The sequence below is a fragment of the Ruegeria sp. H7 genome, from assembly GCF_056532945.1.
In genome coordinates this window covers 166,284-184,151 of the sequence record NZ_JBQFNZ010000002.1, presented here as the reverse complement: position 1 = coordinate 184,151, position 17,868 = coordinate 166,284, and the positions used below count along the sequence as shown (strand labels likewise).

Here is a 17,868-nt window from a genome sequence, read left to right as displayed (position 1 = left end):
GCTATGCAACTGCGCAGGCCTTGACGGCGGATTTCCGCCGACTCGCGCCCCGCTGAGCCATTCCCCGCCCAATATACTTATATATTTAATTGCCTAAATACGTATGGAAGCTGCTCGGGCAGATCTTCCGCGATCAGCCCTGGGCCGAAGTGGCGCGCGCATTCCACGTGCGACCAGGCCGCGCTCTCGGCGGCCTGCATGGCTGAAACCCCTCGTGCCATAAGCCCTGTGATGAACCCGGCCAGCACATCCCCCGACCCGGCCGTCGCCAACCACGGGGCGGAACGGTCGCAATGCGCCGCGTTGATCGAGCACTGGCCATTTGGATCGGCAATCACCGTATCCGGCCCTTTGAACAGAACAACACACCCGGCCCGTTTCGCGGCCTCGCGCGTGGCATCCACTTTGGAATATGCAGGGCCTTTCAAGGGCACCGCATTCAGCTTCTCAGAAATATCCGGGAAAAGCCGCGCAAACTCTCCGCCATGTGGGGTCAGCACGCAGTTTGCGTGCAGCAGTCCGAACAGCGCGTCTGGGTCGTTCGCAAAGGCCGTCAGCGCATCGGCATCCAGCACTGTTGCCCGCCGCGCTGCCAACGCGACCGGCACCAATTGCAGCGCACGCTTCACTCCCAGCCCCGGGCCAAGGCACACAGCATTCAGCCGCTCATCCTGCAACACCTCGGCCAACCCATCCGCACCCTCAACGCGCTGCAACATGATGGCCGTCACCTGCGCCGCAACCTCCATCTGGGCCGACGGCGGCACCCCAATCGTCACCAACCCGGCACCGATCCGCAAAGCCCCCCGCGCCGCCAGCCGCGCCGCGCCCGTTTTACCGGCACCACCCGATAGGATAAGGGCGTGACCGTATCCATATTTGTGCGCGGAACTGCTCTTGCTAATACGCGATGAAACGCCCTCAGTCTTTTTCAGGATCGGCCCTTCGGCGTACCTGTCCCACCCGCCGTCCAATCCAATCGACTTCGTAGCAAGCGTGCCAGTATGCCGTGGACCACCACAAAGCACGTGACCACGCTTGGCCCTATGGAATGAGACCGTCAATTCGGCATCCAGCTGAGCCCCAAGTAGTTTTCCGCTATCCGAACAAAGACCCGAGGGCACATCGACCGCGACAATTCTGCCGCCGCGCGCCTCCCTGAACGCCCTTACAGACTGAAAGGCCTGGGCCAACTTGCCTTCGACAGGCCGCGCAAGCCCGGTTCCAAAAACCGCGTCAATGATCAGGTCCACTGCGGCCATATCGTCAAAAACGTCGCGAACAGAAAGGTCTTGAACAGCTCCGTTTTCCATCCACCGCTCATAATTCACCCGCGCATCCGGCGGCAGCTTCTCTGGGTCGCCATATAGAAAAACCTCAACCTCCCAACCCAACTCCCGCAACAACCGCGCCACAACAAACCCGTCACCCCCGTTGTTCCCAGGTCCACACAGCACCACGGCACGCGAGGGATCCCCTTCATCTGGCCCCAAATATCCCGGGGAGCTCGAGGGGCTGGCCCCTCGATCCCTCAACTCTGGCCACTCCTCGAAAATCGCGTCGACAACGCCCTGCCCCGCGCGCTCCATCAGGTCCAGACCCGTCACCTGACCGGACCCAATAGCCGCCTGCTCGATCGCCCGCATCTGCGCCGCTGTCAGCAATTCTGCCATCCGAAACCCCTTCGCGATTCAATTCTGATTACTTTTTGTGCAAAGTGACTAAAATTTCACCCCACGCCAAATTTCGCCCCGCCCTAAGGCCTACATTTTCGCAATCACATTGCTGAGCGATCTTAGACGTGATCACTGCGGGTCTGACAACCATGCGAGGTGAGCCGGGATGAAAAAGATCGAAGCGATCATCAAGCCGTTCAAACTGGACGAAGTGAAAGAGGCATTGCAGGACGTTGGCGTCCAGGGCCTCAGCGTGATCGAAGTCAAGGGCTTTGGCCGCCAAAAGGGTCACACGGAACTCTACCGGGGTGCCGAATACGTGGTCGATTTTCTGCCCAAAGTGAAGGTCGAAGTGGTTCTGGACGACGATCAGGTCGATGCCGCCATCGAGGCTATCGTCTCGGCCGCCAAGACCGACAAGATCGGCGACGGCAAGATCTTTGTCTCACCCGTTGAACAAGCCATCCGCATCCGCACCGGCGAGACCGGCTCGGACGCGCTGTAACCCATTACCGAATTCTCAAACCAGAGGAACAATAGAATGAGCAAGGACGCAGTTCTTCAGCTGATCAAAGACGAAGGCGCCGATTACGTCGACGTCCGTTTCACCGACCCGCGCGGCAAGCTTCAGCACGTGACCCTGATGGCTGATCAGGTTGACGAAGACTTCCTGGAAGAAGGCTTCATGTTCGACGGTTCGTCGATTGCGGGCTGGAAGTCGATCGAAGCATCGGACATGAAACTGATGGTCGATACCGACAGCGCTTATGTCGATCCGTTCTATGCAGAAAAAACCATCTGCGTGCACTGCTCGGTCGTCGAGCCTGACACCGGCGAAGCCTATGAGCGCGACCCGCGCGGCACCGCCCAAAAAGCCGAGGCCTACCTGAAAGCGTCCGGCATCGGCGACGCGGCCTTCTTCGGCCCCGAAGCTGAATTCTTCCTGTTTGACGATGTCCGTTTCTCAAACACGATCAACAAGGTATCCTACGAAGTTGATGCGACCGACGCGTCGTGGAACACCGACACCGAATACGAGATGGGCAACATGGGCCATCGTCCGGGCGTCAAGGGTGGCTACTTCCCGGTTAACCCGATCGACGAATCTCAGGACCTGCGTTCGGAAATGCTCAGCACCATGAAGCGTCTGGGCATGAAGGTCGACAAGCACCACCACGAGGTTGCCTCGTGCCAGCACGAGCTGGGCCTGATCTTCGACAGCCTGACCAAACAGGCGGACGAGCTGCAGAAGTACAAATACGTCATCCACAACGTCGCGCACGCCTACGGCAAATCGGCGACCTTCATGCCGAAGCCCATCGCAGGCGACAACGGCACCGGCATGCACGTGAACATGTCGATCTGGAAAGACGGCAAGCCGCTGTTTGCAGGTGACAAATATGCCGACCTGTCGGATGAAGCACTGTGGTTCATCGGTGGTGTTCTGAAACACGCCAAGACCCTGAATGCCTTCACCAACCCGTCAACCAACAGCTACAAGCGTCTGATCCCGGGCTTTGAAGCTCCTGTTTTGCGCGCTTACTCGGCCCGTAACCGTTCCGGTTGTGTCCGTATTCCGTGGACCGAAAGCCCGAAAGCCAAGCGCGTCGAGGCCCGTTTCCCCGATCCGGCCGCAAACCCCTATCTGGCGTTTGCTGCGCTGCTGATGGCCGGTCTGGACGGCATCAAGAACAAGATCGATCCGGGCGAAGCCATGGACAAGAACCTGTACGACCTGCCCGCCGAAGAACTGGCCGACATCCCGACCGTCTGCGGCAGCTTGCGTGAGGCTCTGGAAGCTCTGGCTGCCGATCACGACTTCCTGCTGCAGGGCGACGTGTTCACCAAAGACCAGATCGACGGCTACATCGCGCTGAAGATGGAAGAGGTCGAAACCTACGAGCATACCCCGCACCCGGTTGAGTACGGCATGTACTACAGCTGCTGATCCGGAACAGGGTTACATCTGCAAGGGCGTCCAAACGGGCGCCCTTGTTTCGTTTGGCATGATCTTTCACACTCGGACGCAAACCGGTCAGGAGAGAGCGCATGTCATCCGATACCCCGTTTGCACAATTCTCGGACATCGTAACCTCGGTCGAAGATCTGGAACGCATCACCGGCGCGCCTCTGCCCCAGATCATCGCCAAGGAATTGTCCGCACTGGATCAGATGTGCCGCGACTTCATCGACAAATCCACCTTCTGCCTGATCGCTTCGGCCAACCCGGATGGGTATCTGGACATCTCACCGCGCGGCGACCCTGAGGGGTTTGTTCAAGTGGTATCGGACACCCTGATCGCCATCCCGGATCGCCCCGGCAACAAGCGGGTGGACACGTTTCACAACGTTCTGAAAGACCCGCGCGTCAGTGTGATTTTCTTTGTTCCCGGCAAAATGGAAACTCTGCGCATTCGCGGCACGGCGCGAATATGCGCTGACCCCGACCTGCTAAGCGGTATGGCCGTGAACGGGCGGGTGCCGAAACTTGTCCTGCTGATCCATGTCGAAACTGCCTTTGCCCACTGCCCCAAATGCGTCATCCGTGGGAACCTGTGGCAACCCGATCACTGGCCCGATGCCTCGCAACTGCCGAACATGAACGCGATGATGGTCAAACACGCGAAAATCGACAAAACGCCCGAGGAATGGTTCGAAAGCCTGAAAGCCACGGACGAACTGGGCCTGTATTAACCGACTTGCCATTTCGCCCTTGGCATTTACGCTTTCACAACCACAGCCAATCGGAGTGCCCCTATGCTGCGCGCGCTTTTTCTGTCGCTTGCCCTGACCATCCCGACCGTCGGACTAACCGCGCCCTGCGGGAATACCAGCGCGGGGTTCGAGGCCTGGAAAGCGGACTTTGCCAAACAGGCGCGCCGGGCCGGAGTGAAAAGGAAGGGCTTGCAAGCGCTGGCTCAGACGCAATACGCCACCCGCACCATTGCGGCCGACCGAAACCAGAAGAGTTTCAAATACTCGCTGGATAAATTCATGCGTGTGCGCGGCGCGGATACAATTGTTGCGCAGGGGCGCAAACGCAAAGCCAGAAACCCGGATTTCTACGCCGCATTGGAACGCCAATACGGCGTGCCATCCGGAATTCTGCTGGCCATCCACGGTATGGAAACCGGCTTTGGCAGCTTCATGGGCGACAGTCAGGTTGTTTCCGCAATCACAACATTAGCCTATGATTGCCGCAGATCGGATTTCTTTATCCCCCATGCGATCGGGGCACTGAAACTGGTCGATCAGGGCAGCATCACCATGGCGACAAAAGGGGCAAAACATGGCGAACTGGGCCATACGCAATTCCTGCCCGGCAACGCCCTTGAATACGGCGTCGATGCCACCGGCGACCGACGTGTGGATTTTTACAACCTGACGGATGCAATGGCCTCGACCGCGAATTTCCTTCGCAAAAAAGGATGGAAACCGGGGCGTGGGTATCAGCCGGGACAGCCGAATTTCGCGGTCATCCAACAATGGAATGCGGCATCGGTCTATCAGCAATCCATCGCCATCATGGCCGCGCGAATCGATGGTTAGGCCCGACACTCCGTCACCACGCCCTACGCGCAATTCGGCCACAAAATTGCCATAGTAGCCACCAAAACGCCTTGGATTCAGGGTTTCCAAAGCGTAATCAATCCTCGGAAATTTCGATTTTTTTCCATTTTGGTCAAATTCTGTCCAAAAACCGTTGATAGTTTGCCGGCTTAGACAATAAGCGGCAAAGGAACACTCCAGTGGCTCGGAAGCACAGCTACCATGGCGGCCTGCAATTCGATGGCGACACAGACGGCGCGATCGAGCGGTTTGGCACAATTGTCGCCACGACGCTTGAGGATTACGGCCATTTGGTCGAACGCAAAGCGCTGTTGTCACGGACCGAGGCAAGCGTTGTCTCAAACCAGTATATGGTACGCCTGACGCTGGATACCGAAGCGGCTGATACCGACACACGTTACGAACGTATGGATCGCGCGGCTGGCCTGCGGACGCTCGCCCGGCCCGTTGTGTCCAACCCTCAGAACCGGTTGGTCCTGACGGTTACTCCGGTGTCGCCGCTGCTGGACGATCCCGAGATCTCGGAACTTATGCTGGTCGTCATTCTGTATCGCATGGTCGATATCTGCTCGACCCGGCGGGTGGAATGGCTGTCACCGCACACGGTACTGACCGTCGAACAGTTCATGAGCGCCTTTGACACGCTGGCCCCCAGCAAACCCAGAAACCGAAAACAGATCTTTCAATCTGTGACCGGTCAGTTTGCAGGTCTGGACATCCCAGAACCGCAAGATCCTATCGAAGCAGCCAAACCTGCGGCCCGTCCGATCCAGCTGTCAGACGAACAACTGCTCAGCATCGCGTTTCGCACGGACGAACCCCAAACCCCAACAGAAACCCTGCCCAGCGAAACCGCTGAGGAAGACGAGCGGCCAAGCGACATTCTGCGGCTCAGCAGCTGGTGCATGACAGGCGTGATCGCCAGTGTCTCCACCCCGATTGCGCTGTCCATGGCGGCGGTTAACCTGATCCGGGGTGAGGATTTCAGACTGAACACTCAGGTTCTGGTCTTCACCTTTGCCATTGTCGCCCTGAATGCCAGCAACGCTTTTGCCGACGTTGCCACCGCTTTGGGCATGTAACCGAATTACAAGAACCCTCCTTGGAGGCCCCGCCGTCAGGCGGGGTTTTCCATTTCTGCCAGGCTGTGCGCGGCCAAAACATAGGTGTGGATCGAGAAGACGACCGCGCCAGTCTTGGGCAGCCGCATCAAAGTCTGACGCTCGCTTCGCAGGTATGAGGTGGTCCCCGCTTTTGGTTTTTCCCGCGGTTCGCTGGCACTGCGGGGTTGAAAAAGCTCCGGGTCCTCGTACCACAGCGCATTGAAGCGCCAAAGCGGGCGATCTGGTTGAATCCCATCGAACAATCGCTGCACGCGCCGGGCGATATTGTCGTCGTAGCTGGCGACCGGCACATGAATATCTACCAGCGGGCGCATGAATTTTTCACTCAAACGCCAACTGGCCGGAAAACACAGGATCGCGCCTGTCAGAACATGCTGTTCGGCTTGCTTTTGCAGGATACAGAAATCCTCTTGAACCAGATGGCACAGCGTATCCAGTGGCCGGGTCCTATCGATGTCAACCGACACGCCGTCAGGTCGGCGCACGCTGTCCGTAGCATCAGGATAGACCTGCGCCAGAACCAGCTCCAAAAGCTCTTGCGCCGCAGGTTCGGCACCTTGGTCCAGTGCCAGCACCTGATCGCGCAGTTCTTTCAACAGGGTCGCCCGATGGCTCATCTGCGCGGCAAAGGCATCATCCTGATGCAGCCACGCGTCCAGCGACGCAGGCTGCACACCGGGCAGCGCACGGGCGTTGCGCGGGTCATACGGGATTTTTTCCTGCAAAATGATAGTCATGAGACCCAGCTACCACCGAATCCATGCAATGTCGGTCAAAAAACGACCCGCAGACGGTCGCAATCTTCTGCGACGACGGATCAGGGCCTCAACACACTCGACCCCATGTCAGGGAGGCGTGACGTGAATCAACACTACCGGGATACCCGCAAAATCGACCCGACCCGAGGGGAAACACTGGGCGACGGAACACCCAACGACAACAACCGGATCGAGATCGGACCGACGCAACTGTCCTTTGACGAATGGGCTGCGGCCGGGTTGCAGCTACCGAACCTTGAACGGATGCGCGAATACCGCTGGAAGCGCCTAACGCAGGCGATTGTCGATCGCGGATACGGTGGACTGTTGATCTTCGACCCGCTGAACATCCGCTACGCCACTGACAGCACCAACATGCAGCTGTGGAACACCCACAACCCGTTCCGGGCTGTGCTGCTATGCGCCGACGGGTATATGGTGATCTGGGACTATAAGAACTCACCCTTCCTATCGACGTTCAACCCGTTGGTGCGCGAACAGCGGTCAGGCGCGGATCTGTTCTATTTCGACCGGGGCGACAAGGTGGATATCGCAGCGGACGTGTTCTCGAACGAGGTGCGCGTGCTGATCGACGCACATGGCGGCGGAAACAAGCGTCTGGCGGTCGACAAGATCATGTTGCACGGGCTGCGCGCGCTTGAGGCGCAGGGGTTCGAAATCATGGAAGGCGAGGAACTGACCGAAAAGACCCGCGCCATCAAAGGCCCGGACGAGATTCTGGCCATGCGCTGCGCCAGCCATGCCTGCGAGACCGCCGTGGCCGAGATGGAAAAATTCGCCCGTGCCAATGTCGGCGACGGCAAAACCTCGGAAGATGACATCTGGGCCGTTCTGCATGCCGAAAACATCCGGCGCGGGGGTGAGTGGATCGAAACCCGCCTTTTGGCCTCGGGCCAGCGCACCAACCCGTGGTTTCAGGAATGCGGCCCCCGTATTACGCAGCAGAATGAAATCATTGCCTTCGACACGGACTTGATCGGTTCGTACGGGATTTGCATCGATATTTCACGCACATGGTGGATCGGCGACCAGAAACCCCGCGCCGATATGATCTATGCCATGCAGCACGCGCATGAACACATCATGACCAATATGGAAATGCTGAAACCCGGTGTGATGATCCCTGAACTGACGGCCAACTCTCACAGGTTGGACGACAAGTTTCAGGCGCAGAAATACGGCTGCCTGATGCATGGTGTGGGATTGTGTGACGAATGGCCGTTGGTTGCCTATCCCGACAAGGCGGTTACCGGGGCCTATGACTATCCATTGGAACCCGGCATGGTGCTCTGTGTCGAAGCCGCTGTTGGCGAAGTGGGCGGAGATTTCTCGATCAAGCTGGAAGATCAGGTACTGATAACCGAGGACGGCTATGAAAACCTGACCAAATACCCGTTTGATGGGCGGCTTATGGGGTCAGAGTGAGGATGCCCTCACTCTGACCAATATGAACGACGCACATTGCCGTGCCAGTCTTCAATCGGCTGCGTCAATTGCGGGTGGCTTGCGAATTCGCCCAGTGGCCAGGACTGTCCCAGCGCAAAACCCAATGCGCCAACCAGAACAAGAGTAACCAATGTGCCTGCCCCGATACCGGGCGACTGCGGGGTTGCTGTAATATGTGTCATGCTTTCCTCCGGCGATGGTGTGGATACCGTGAAGATGGGGGAGGCAGTTGAATTATGAAAATGAATATTTAATCGACACAACATCACCAATTGTGATGTTTGGTCATTCAATTGGACGCCGCAACACCGCTTACCTGCGCAAGTGCACAGGTCCTGTGCACCTGTCCGCCAAGTCCTCACCTTACCGTTACGCCTTTGACATATCCCTTGAGACTGGCTTTGCTTCACCACAGTATTGCAGGCATCCCCCCAAACCGAAGGAGCCGAAATGCCCACGGAACGCATCACTTTTGCCGGACATGACGGCGGTCAACTTGCAGCACGACTGGACCTGCCCGACGGTCCGGTGCTGGCAACCGCCCTGTTCGCGCATTGCTTTACCTGTTCCAAGGACATTCCAGCCGCGCGCCGCATCTCGGCCCGGCTGGCGGCAATGGGCATCGCGGTCTTGCGGTTCGACTTTACGGGTCTGGGCCACTCGGAAGGCGAATTCGCAAACACCACCTTCACCTCGAATGTCGAAGACCTGATTGCGGCGGCTCAGTATCTTGCGGGCCGGAATATGGCCCCTGCCCTGTTGATCGGTCACTCGCTCGGCGGTGCTGCGGTTTTGCGCGCCCGTGCGGGCATCCCTTCGGTCAAGGCGGTTGTGACCCTTGGGGCCCCGGCCGATCCCAGCCACGTCTCGCACCATTTCGAAGATGCCCTGCCGCAGATCCAACAGGACGGCAGCGCCGAGGTTTCGCTGGGCGGGCGTCCGTTCCGCATTGGCAAGGCCTTTGTCGATGATATTGCCGAAGCAGCACTGACCCCATCGGTTGCTGATCTGAAAGCCGCATTGCTGATCCTGCACGCGCCGATGGATGAAACGGTCAGCATCGACAATGCCAGCACAATCTTTCTTGCGGCCAAACACCCCAAAAGCTTTGTCACCCTTGACGATGCCGACCACCTGATCACCCGCGCCGCAGATGCCGAATATGCGGCCGATGTGATCGCAGCCTGGGTGTCGCGCTATGTCTCGCTTTGCCCGCCTGCCCCACCGCCGGGCGCGCCCGAAGGCGTCATTCGAGTGACCGAGTCGGACCCCAATGGTTTCTTGCAGGACATTCAATCGGGGCCGCGCCATCACGTCGTGGCGGACGAGCCGGTGTCATATGGCGGCACGGATCGTGGCATGTCGCCTTACGGGTTTGTCTCCTCGGGTCTTGGGGCGTGTACCTCGATGACCATTCGCATGTATGCGCGACGCAAACGTTGGCCGCTGACCGGCATCACCGTCGATGTCTGCCACGACAAGGTCCACGCGCAGGATGCGGGGCTGGCGAACGAGGGCAAGATTGATCAGTTCAAGCGCAAGATACGGCTGGAAGGTCCCCTGACCCCCGACCAACGCGCGCGCCTTCTGGAGATTGCGGATAAATGCCCCGTGCACCGCACGCTGGAAGGCTCGTCCGTTGTGACCACGATCCTGCTGGACGCGTGACCTGAAATCCTGTCACGGAACTGTTTCGCGTGGCTGCTACCCACGCGGCCATGGAAAAACAGATCGTGTACATAAACTGGGGCACGCTCTACGGTGCCCCCTATATCAACCGCCTTTATCGGATGGTCTGTGCCAGAACGACGCCGCCTTTCCGGTTTGTGGCCTTCACGGATTCGCGCGACGGTGTCGATCCCGGTGTCGAATGCTATGACCTGCCCGAGATGCCCGGCTTCATGCCGCAGCGAACGATTGGCCAATGGCCGAAATCCAGACTGTGGGCCGCACAGCTGGCCGATCTGAAGGGTCCATTCCTGTTTCTGGATCTGGACGTCGCGATCACCGGCTCGCTGGATCCGTTCTTCGAGTTCGGCGACCCGGACGACGTTATCCTTGCACGCAACGTGGCCAAACCCCTCAGCCGTCTGGGGCAAACGTCGATCTACCGTATGCCGGTCGGCGCGCTTGCCCCGCTGCAGGATATCTTTGCCGCCGACCCTCAGGGCGTGGCGGATACGTATCGGTTTGAACAGCATTTTGTCACAAAGAACGCGCCAAACGGGATAAGGTTCTGGCCGTCCGGCTGGGTCCGTCATTTCCGGATCGAGTGTATTCCCAAGTTCCCGCTGAACTACTTTCTGGACACGCGCGCCCCCAAGGACGCACGCGTCGTGATCTTTGCCGGATCGCTCAACCCGCCCGATGCGATCAAAGGTCAGTACCACGCCGAGGTTCCGCACCTGCCGCCCGGCCAACACATCTGGCGCGCGCTCAGATCAAAGCACAAGCTTCGGGGAATCCGCCAATTTGTACGACCAGCAACCTGGGTCGAGCGGATTTGGGATCAGGCAGAACAAAGCTAAGCCCGGCCCGGCTGTGTGCCGGGCACGGAACAGATCGCCAATCAGCGTCTCCGCGGCGCAGGCCGATGGATCGGAGGCCGCGCCGCAGGTGGTCTTGCAACCGGAGGACGCGGACGCGACGGCGGCTTGGCAATTGGCGGCTTCGGACGCGCAGGTGGCTTGCCCGCCGGGGGCTTCGGTCGATTGGGTGGTTTGCCGTCCGGAGGTCTGGGCCGGTCCGGCCGGTTCACATCGATATCGACATCGACGTCGTGGTAATAGTCATTCCACAGCATCGAGTCATAAAACGGGTCATACCCGTAGCCATAACCAACGCCGACCGATACGCCATCGCAGGCAGACAGGGTCAGCCCCGCAACCCCAAGGCCCAGCGCCAGAACAGAACGTTTGATCAGTTTACGTGTCATGCCGGCCTCCGTCATTGCAGCGACCGGAACGACGCGAAAACGGCGTTCAGGTCATCCACATACGCCGGGTCAGCCCCATCGCGCAGGATCGCCACCACGACGGCCACCCGGTTGCGCGGCAGGTCGATCAGGGTTGCTGTAAAATTGACCCCGCGACCATCGCGGTTGCCGGTGCCACGGTACACGCGGGCGGGCAGACCTCCGATACGGGTATCATCAGTGCTGGTGACGGTCGGGTCACTGACAAGGAACTTGTCGATGTCTTCAAGATACCGCTCCCCGTCTCGAATATTCGCAACACCCGCCGGGGACACGAACCCCATCCAGACCGCGTCGTCGGTGACCGGTCGAATGCCCATGACACGCGCCACGGCGCGGGCATCCCCTAACTCGGTGTCTTCTATGTCGCGCGCCCCACCAGTGCGCAGGACCCAGAAATCCGGCACCGAGAATCGGAACAAGGCCCGCCCCTCGTCCGTATAAGTCACAGGGGTCTCAGCCCGGACAGGTGTCACCCCTGCCGCCCACAGGACCGTGCAGGCCGCAAGTGTTGACGCTAGAAAAATACGCATATCTCAATAACCTGATGGTTTCACTGACGGCAGATTGAACCGGGCGCGCTTGCTTTGTCCAGCATTGCCTTGCGCAACAAGGGAAATTCCACGCGGAACGCGTTGGCCTCAGTTCCCCCGCTCAACAAGGACACCGTCTGTGGTGTCGCCGACGTCATCGACAAAGCGGATTGTCTGACCCTTTTGCTGAACATCATAACACGCCCACAGATCCGATTGCGGCCAGAGCGAGCAATACCGGTCCCCCCGCACAGCCCAGCGCCCCTCACTTGGGCCGCCCGCGAAATATTGGGTCAGCATCGAGGGCTCGAAGGTCTGCCAGACGCCATCCCCGTAATCCAGCTTCTGCTCGGTCAGCGCCGCCAGAATTCCCTCGCCGGACAGGGTCTGAAACTCTTCAGCCGCCAGAAAGCCGGGCCAGATCGCTAAAATCAGGGCAAACCGTCTCATATCCGCACTCAAACCTTGTTCCTTTGATGGTGCGGGTTTAAACCCCGCCGCATCGCCTCCTGCCCAAACACAATAAGGTGCCGCTGCTTATGATTCCACGTTATTCCCGCCCCGATATGGTCGCCATCTGGTCGCCCGAAAGCAAGTTCCGCATCTGGTACGAGATCGAGGCCCATGCCTGCGACGCCATGGCCGATCTGGGCGTGATCCCGCGTGAGAATGCCGAGGCCGTGTGGAAAGCCAAGGACGTGGAATTCGACGTCGCCCGCATCGACGAGATCGAAGCCGTCACCAAGCACGACGTCATCGCCTTCCTGACCCATCTGGCCGAGCATGTTGGCAGTGAAGAAGCCCGCTTTGTGCATCAGGGCATGACCAGTTCCGACGTGCTGGACACCTGCCTGAATGTGCAGCTGACCCGCGCCGCCGATCTGCTGATCGCCGATCTTGAGGGTCTGCTGGCCGCGCTCAAACGCCGCGCGATTGAACACAAGAACACCGTCCGCATCGGCCGCAGCCACGGTATCCACGCCGAGCCGACCACCATGGGCCTGACCTTTGCCCGTTTCTACGCCGAGATGGACCGCAACCTGTCCCGCATGCGCGACGCCCGTGCGGAAATCGCAACCGGCGCAATTAGCGGTGCGGTTGGCACATTCGCCAACATTGACCCGCGCGTCGAGGAACACGTCTGCGACCAACTTGGTCTGGTGCCCGAACCGATCAGCACCCAAGTTATCCCCCGCGACCGCCACGCGGCCTTCTTTGCAACCCTTGGCGTGATCGCCAGCAGCATCGAAAACATCGCCATCGAAATCCGCCACATGCAGCGGACCGAGGTGCTGGAAGGCGCCGAGTTCTTCTCGATGGGTCAAAAGGGCTCGTCGGCGATGCCGCATAAGAAAAACCCGGTTCTGACCGAGAACCTGACCGGTCTGGCCCGAATGGTGCGCGCGGCTGTGATCCCGGCGATGGAAAACGTGGCGCTTTGGCATGAACGCGACATCTCGCATTCCTCGGTCGAACGCATGATCGGGCCCGACGCCACAATCACGCTGGACTTTGCCCTGGCCCGTCTGACCGGCGTAATCGACAAGATGCTGATCTTCCCCGAGAACATGCTGGAGAACATGAACAAGTTCCCCGGTCTGGTGATGAGCCAACGCGTTCTGCTGGCCCTGACCCAAGCTGGCGTCAGCCGCGAGGACGCCTATGCCATGGTGCAGCGCAACGCGTTGAAAGTCTGGGAACACCGGACCGATTTCAAGCAAGAGCTGCTGGCAGATGCCGACGTCACCGCCGCGCTGAGCCCCGAAGAGATCGAAGAAAAATTCGACCTCGGCTATCACACCAAGCATGTCGACACGATTTTCGAGCGTGTTTTTGGCGAATAAATCATCGTAAGCCATGAAACAGCCCGGTCTGCCACAGCAGCAGGCCGGGCTTTTTTGCGATTCAGCAAGAATCGGTTACTCTTCACGGGACATCTCTGCAAAAGGAACTGATCATGATCCGAACCGTTCTTTGCTCGATCGCCCTTGTCTGCTTTGCCTCGGCCAGCCTTGCCTGCACCGGCCATTCCAAGCAGACCCAATCCTGCGCCGATGGCGCCGTTTGGGATCAGGAATCGCAAAGCTGCACAAAAATCATAAACAGCTAAGAGTTTTCTTTCCTGTTTGTGAATAAATGCGACCCGTCCGGTGTTAGCTTTTTTGAAGATCGCACTATGATTTCAATTAGCAGACCCGAGAACGGAGTTAAATTATGCGCCTAGTCCTAGCATCCGCGATTGCATTTCAGGCATTTGCCTTTGCCCCCATTGTTCATGCCGCAGGCGGCGACAGCAGCCCGCCGAAACCGACAAACACGACGAAGAAATGCCTGTTTGGCCGTGTGTATGACGAGGCTGCGGGCCGCTGTGTGAAGCCGAACAAAACCAATTTCACCCAAGATCAGTTGTATGACGCGGTGCGCGAGCTGGCCTATGACGGGCAGTATGAACATGCGCAGGACATTCTGCGCGTGATGGATCAAGGCGATGACCGTGTTCTGACCTATTGGGGCTTTACCTACCGCAAGATGGGCGAACTGGCGCTGGCCAATGCGTTCTATCAGGATGCGATCACTGCAAACCCCGACAACATTTTGGCGCGCAGCTATATGGGTCAGGGCTTTGTCTCGGAAGGCCGCACCGATCTGGCCATCGAACAATGGCGCGAGATCAAGGCCCGTGGTGGCGAAGGCACCTGGGCCGAAGCCTCGTTGCGCGACGCAATCCGCACCGGGCTGACATATAGCTATTAGGCTTCAGCCTTTCTTTACCCGATTCTCGCTAATCTGCCTGTGGACTTGATTTTCGCTCGGCAGGCAGATGCAGGATACGAACGCGCTGATACAATTGGCACCGGGGGCGGCCGCCCCCGCCGGTGACGGTAACGACGCCCCAAGGGTTGTTCCCCGATCGCTCAGCTCTCTACAAAAGGCCGCGGTTGTTGTGCGGCTTTTGTTGAATGAAGGAGCGGATATACCGCTGGAAGACCTGCCTGACGATTTGCAGGAAAAGCTGACCCATCAATTGGGTCAGATGGGGTTGGTGGATCGCGTTACACTGGATGCCGTCGCGCGTGAATTTGGCGATGCGCTGGACAATATCGGATTGTCCTTCCCGCATGGTTTGGCTGGGGCTCTGGACGCGATCAACGGCAAGATCGCGCCCGCCACGGCGGCCCGGTTGCGCAAAGTGGCTGGCGTGCGCCAGATCGGTGATCCGTGGCAAAGGTTGCGCGAAATTCCAACCGAAGACCTTGCCCAAATGGCGCAAGCCGAAAGCACCGAGATTGCGGCGGTCATGGTCTCCAAGCTCGATACAGCGCAGGCGGCGCAATTGCTGGGTCATTTACCCGGACCTGTGGCCCGACGGATCACCTATGCCATCTCTAAAACCGCCAATGTCACCCCCGAAGCGGTCGAACGGATTGGCTGGTCGCTGGCCTCGCAACTGGATCAACGTCCGGCCCAGGCCTTCAGCGACGGGCCCGGCGCGCGGGTCGGGGCGATTCTCAACCAATCGGCGGCCTCAACACGCGACGGGTTGCTGACCGCGCTGGACGAAGAGGATGCAGATTTCGCTAGCGTCGTGCGCCAGTCCATATTCACCTTCGCCCATATCACGACCCGTATCGCCGCCCGCGACATTCCGGCCATCCTGCGCGAGGTAGATCAACCCGTTCTGATCACCGCCCTGGCAGGTGCTGCGGCGGATGACGACAAGGCGTCGGTGGAATATGTCCTTTCGAACATCTCATCCCGTATGGCCGATAACCTACGCGAAGAAATGGGCGAACGCGGCCGCGTCAAACAAGCCGAAGCCGAGGAGGCGATGACACAGATCGTCGGTGCCATTCGCAATCTGGTGGATGCAGGCACGCTCACCCTGATCGAAGCCGAGGAAGAGGACGCGTAGATTGGGTCGCCGCAGATCCATGAGGATGCTTGAGGTTGCCAGCCCCGGTCTGTATGTCTGATCGGGAAACGCGCAATATGCGGTGAGACGCCTTCATGCCTGTCGAAAAGTCAGAGCTCAGCCAGACTGAGCTTGCAAAATACTATGTCGCCAATCTGTTCCTGAAGGGGGTCATCGGCACCATGCGCCTGCTGCCGTATGAACGGCGCATCGCGACAATGGGTGCCATCGTGCGTGGCCTTGCCCCGGTGGTTGGATTTCGCAGACGCGTGCGCCGCAACCTGAACCTGACCTGCCCGGACCTGTCCGAGGCCGAGATTCGCAAGATCTCGGGCGATGTGTCGGACAATGCCGGGCGCGCGATCATGGAGCATTTTTCGCCCGAAGGCTTCATGGCGCGTCAGAAGACCGCCAAGATCAGTGGAGCCGGGATCGCAGCGCTTGATACCGCGATTGCCGAGGGCCGTCCGGTGATGATGATCACCGCTCATTTCGGTCACTACCTGGCGGCGCGCGTCGCGCTTCAGGCCCGGTGCGGCAAGCCAATCGGATGCCTTTATCGTCGAATGGCAAACCCCTATTTCAACGACGATTACGTCAAAGCCTTCTACAAAACCGGCTCACCCATGTTCGAGCAGGGTCGGCGCGGCATGGTGGAAATGGTGCGGTCGCTGAAAAGTGGTGGCATTATCGCGATCGTATCAGACCTGCATGTTCAAGGCGGCGAACAGCTGCAATTCTTCGGCAAACCCGCGATCACCTCAGTTCTGAACGCCGAACTTGCGATGAAATACAAAGCGGTCCTGATCCCGGTTTACGCGGTGCGTCAACCCAACGGAATCGACTTTGAAATCGTTCTGCATGAGCCGGTTCCGCACACCGACCCCAAGGAAATGACGCAGTTCACCAATAACGACCTGGAAAAGATGGTTCGTCAGCACATGGGCCAATGGTTCTGGATCCATCGCCGGTGGAAACACTGGAACGGGCTGGGCGTCAGCCCCGAGGAAATGCCCTGATCATTTGACCTTGGTCGCGGCAACAATAGGTCCGTGCCCGGCTTGCTGCACCAGCACGACCGCAGGCAGGTCTGACTCCAGTTCCGCCGTGTAGCTTTGCGGCGCAACACCGTCCCACTGCCCGGCGATCTGCCAGGATTCGACCACATTGGCATAATCCAGTTCATGCCCCGCCAACTCTCCCCGGCGGATCGAGGCATGGCGCAACGGCGAATATTGGACCACTCGGACGTCATAGACCTGCCCCTCGGGCAGCTCGACGGGTGAGACCTCAACAATCACGGCACCGCCATCCCGCTGCGCCTGAACCGAAGCTTGCGGGGCCGCCGTCAGATGCGCATTGATCAGCTGATCAAGCTGGCGGGCTTGTGCCCCGACCACGTCCTGCTGTCCGTTTACCACCATCTGTGGCGTGTAGATCATCGTCCGTCCGCCTTGCCGTGCATAGGCGCGCTGCCGGTCAGTGTGGCTGGGGTCGGCATATTCGTCTTTCCAGCCGATATAGTCCCAGTAATCCACATGCAGGGCCAGACCAATAACATCGTCGCGTTTGGCCAATTCGTGCATGATGTCGTCGGCTGGCGGGCAGGACGAACAGCCTTGCGAGGTAAACAGCTCGATCACCACCGGATCGCTTTTGGCCACAACGGGAACAAGCGCAAAAAGGGAAAATGCAGTGGCAATGGCGGCAGTTCGGATCATGTCTGGCCTCGGGCTAATAGCTTTATTCTCTGGATTCGATAAGGTGTGGTAATGGTTTAAACCCTTTGCTCATCACCCTCCAATCAAGGTTTCTTGAGACCGGTTGCAAGGATTTCCACCAAAATGTGTGCA

General features: G+C 58.9%; 20 protein-coding genes. 13 read left to right on the top strand and 7 right to left on the bottom strand.

The window, feature by feature from the left end; genetic code table 11:
- Nucleotides 1-77 precede the first annotated feature (77 nt).
- Entirely contained in the window at nt 78-1,673 is a 1,596-nt protein-coding gene (locus ACR0AC_RS05915; RefSeq protein WP_480872382.1) for an NAD(P)H-hydrate dehydratase, read from the bottom strand.
- 169 nt (nt 1,674-1,842) lie between these two features.
- Between ACR0AC_RS05915 and ACR0AC_RS05910 the strand changes: the two genes are divergently transcribed.
- The 5 genes from ACR0AC_RS05910 to ACR0AC_RS05890 all read left to right on the top strand — a co-directional run bounded on the left by ACR0AC_RS05910 (nt 1,843) and on the right by ACR0AC_RS05890 (nt 6,328).
- A complete protein-coding gene (locus ACR0AC_RS05910; RefSeq protein WP_050602105.1) occupies nt 1,843-2,181 on the top strand; it encodes a P-II family nitrogen regulator in 339 nt (112 codons plus the stop codon).
- Nucleotides 2,182-2,217: 36 nt separating this feature from the next.
- Complete coding sequence (gene glnA / locus ACR0AC_RS05905) at nt 2,218-3,624, top strand: type I glutamate--ammonia ligase (RefSeq protein WP_170449848.1); 1,407 nt, start codon at nt 2,218-2,220, stop codon at nt 3,622-3,624.
- A 101-nt stretch (nt 3,625-3,725) separates the two neighbouring features.
- Nucleotides 3,726-4,370, top strand: a complete 645-nt coding sequence (locus tag ACR0AC_RS05900) for an MSMEG_1061 family FMN-dependent PPOX-type flavoprotein (RefSeq protein WP_480872379.1) — start codon at nt 3,726-3,728, stop codon at nt 4,368-4,370.
- 63 nt (nt 4,371-4,433) lie between these two features.
- A complete protein-coding gene (locus tag ACR0AC_RS05895) occupies nt 4,434-5,225 on the top strand; it encodes a lytic murein transglycosylase (protein WP_170449844.1) in 792 nt (263 codons plus the stop codon).
- A gap of 200 nt (nt 5,226-5,425) precedes the next feature.
- Nucleotides 5,426-6,328, top strand: coding sequence for a hypothetical protein (locus ACR0AC_RS05890; RefSeq protein WP_480872377.1), 903 nt, complete (start codon nt 5,426-5,428; stop codon nt 6,326-6,328).
- Between the two features lie 35 nt (nt 6,329-6,363).
- Here the strand turns inward: ACR0AC_RS05890 and ACR0AC_RS05885 are convergent, their stop codons facing one another.
- Nucleotides 6,364-7,107: a heme-dependent oxidative N-demethylase family protein gene (locus ACR0AC_RS05885; protein ID WP_170449842.1), complete on the bottom strand. Its 744-nt coding sequence runs from the start codon at nt 7,105-7,107 to the stop codon at nt 6,364-6,366.
- Between the two features lie 123 nt (nt 7,108-7,230).
- On the opposite strand from ACR0AC_RS05885, the gene dddP reads away from it, so the two are divergent.
- Nucleotides 7,231-8,574 (top strand): dimethylsulfonioproprionate lyase DddP, encoded by a 1,344-nt coding sequence (gene dddP, locus ACR0AC_RS05880; protein WP_170449840.1) that lies wholly within the window; start codon nt 7,231-7,233, stop codon nt 8,572-8,574.
- Between the two features lie 8 nt (nt 8,575-8,582).
- Here the strand turns inward: dddP and ACR0AC_RS05875 are convergent, their stop codons facing one another.
- Nucleotides 8,583-8,777, bottom strand: a complete 195-nt coding sequence (locus tag ACR0AC_RS05875) for a hypothetical protein (RefSeq protein WP_480872375.1) — start codon at nt 8,775-8,777, stop codon at nt 8,583-8,585.
- A 268-nt stretch (nt 8,778-9,045) separates the two neighbouring features.
- Here ACR0AC_RS05875 and ACR0AC_RS05870 point away from each other — a divergent pair, with 268 nt between their 5' ends.
- A complete protein-coding gene (locus ACR0AC_RS05870; RefSeq protein WP_170519452.1) occupies nt 9,046-10,263 on the top strand; it encodes a bifunctional alpha/beta hydrolase/OsmC family protein in 1,218 nt (405 codons plus the stop codon).
- Nucleotides 10,264-10,313: 50 nt separating this feature from the next.
- Nucleotides 10,314-11,123 (top strand): glycosyl transferase, encoded by an 810-nt coding sequence (locus ACR0AC_RS05865; RefSeq protein WP_480872842.1) that lies wholly within the window; start codon nt 10,314-10,316, stop codon nt 11,121-11,123.
- Nucleotides 11,124-11,164: 41 nt separating this feature from the next.
- Here ACR0AC_RS05865 and ACR0AC_RS05860 read toward each other — a convergent pair whose 3' ends face one another.
- From ACR0AC_RS05860 to ACR0AC_RS05850, 3 genes are all read right to left on the bottom strand, one after another.
- Nucleotides 11,165-11,530 (bottom strand): hypothetical protein, encoded by a 366-nt coding sequence (locus tag ACR0AC_RS05860; protein WP_480872373.1) that lies wholly within the window; start codon nt 11,528-11,530, stop codon nt 11,165-11,167.
- A gap of 11 nt (nt 11,531-11,541) precedes the next feature.
- Complete coding sequence (locus ACR0AC_RS05855) at nt 11,542-12,102, bottom strand: hypothetical protein (protein ID WP_480872371.1); 561 nt, start codon at nt 12,100-12,102, stop codon at nt 11,542-11,544.
- Nucleotides 12,103-12,210: 108 nt separating this feature from the next.
- Nucleotides 12,211-12,552 carry a hypothetical protein gene (locus ACR0AC_RS05850; protein ID WP_480872369.1) on the bottom strand — a complete coding sequence of 114 codons (342 nt, stop codon included), beginning with the start codon at nt 12,550-12,552 and terminating at the stop codon, nt 12,211-12,213.
- Nucleotides 12,553-12,641: 89 nt separating this feature from the next.
- Here ACR0AC_RS05850 and purB point away from each other — a divergent pair, with 89 nt between their 5' ends.
- From purB to ACR0AC_RS05825, 5 genes are all read left to right on the top strand, one after another.
- A complete protein-coding gene (gene purB / locus ACR0AC_RS05845; RefSeq protein WP_170449825.1) occupies nt 12,642-13,946 on the top strand; it encodes an adenylosuccinate lyase in 1,305 nt (434 codons plus the stop codon).
- 113 nt (nt 13,947-14,059) lie between these two features.
- Nucleotides 14,060-14,212 (top strand): hypothetical protein, encoded by a 153-nt coding sequence (locus ACR0AC_RS05840; protein WP_170449824.1) that lies wholly within the window; start codon nt 14,060-14,062, stop codon nt 14,210-14,212.
- A gap of 104 nt (nt 14,213-14,316) precedes the next feature.
- Nucleotides 14,317-14,856 (top strand): tetratricopeptide repeat protein, encoded by a 540-nt coding sequence (locus ACR0AC_RS05835; RefSeq protein ID WP_170449822.1) that lies wholly within the window; start codon nt 14,317-14,319, stop codon nt 14,854-14,856.
- A gap of 67 nt (nt 14,857-14,923) precedes the next feature.
- The gene (locus ACR0AC_RS05830) at nt 14,924-16,015 is read left to right on the top strand and encodes a flagellar motor switch protein FliG (protein ID WP_480872367.1); all 1,092 of its coding nucleotides are present in this window, start codon (nt 14,924-14,926) and stop codon (nt 16,013-16,015) included.
- 95 nt (nt 16,016-16,110) lie between these two features.
- Nucleotides 16,111-17,034: a lysophospholipid acyltransferase family protein gene (locus tag ACR0AC_RS05825; protein WP_170449818.1), complete on the top strand. Its 924-nt coding sequence runs from the start codon at nt 16,111-16,113 to the stop codon at nt 17,032-17,034.
- Here ACR0AC_RS05825 and ACR0AC_RS05820 read toward each other — a convergent pair whose 3' ends face one another.
- Nucleotides 17,035-17,736: a DUF1223 domain-containing protein gene (locus ACR0AC_RS05820; protein ID WP_480872364.1), complete on the bottom strand. Its 702-nt coding sequence runs from the start codon at nt 17,734-17,736 to the stop codon at nt 17,035-17,037.
- Nucleotides 17,737-17,868: the final 132 nt, after the last annotated feature.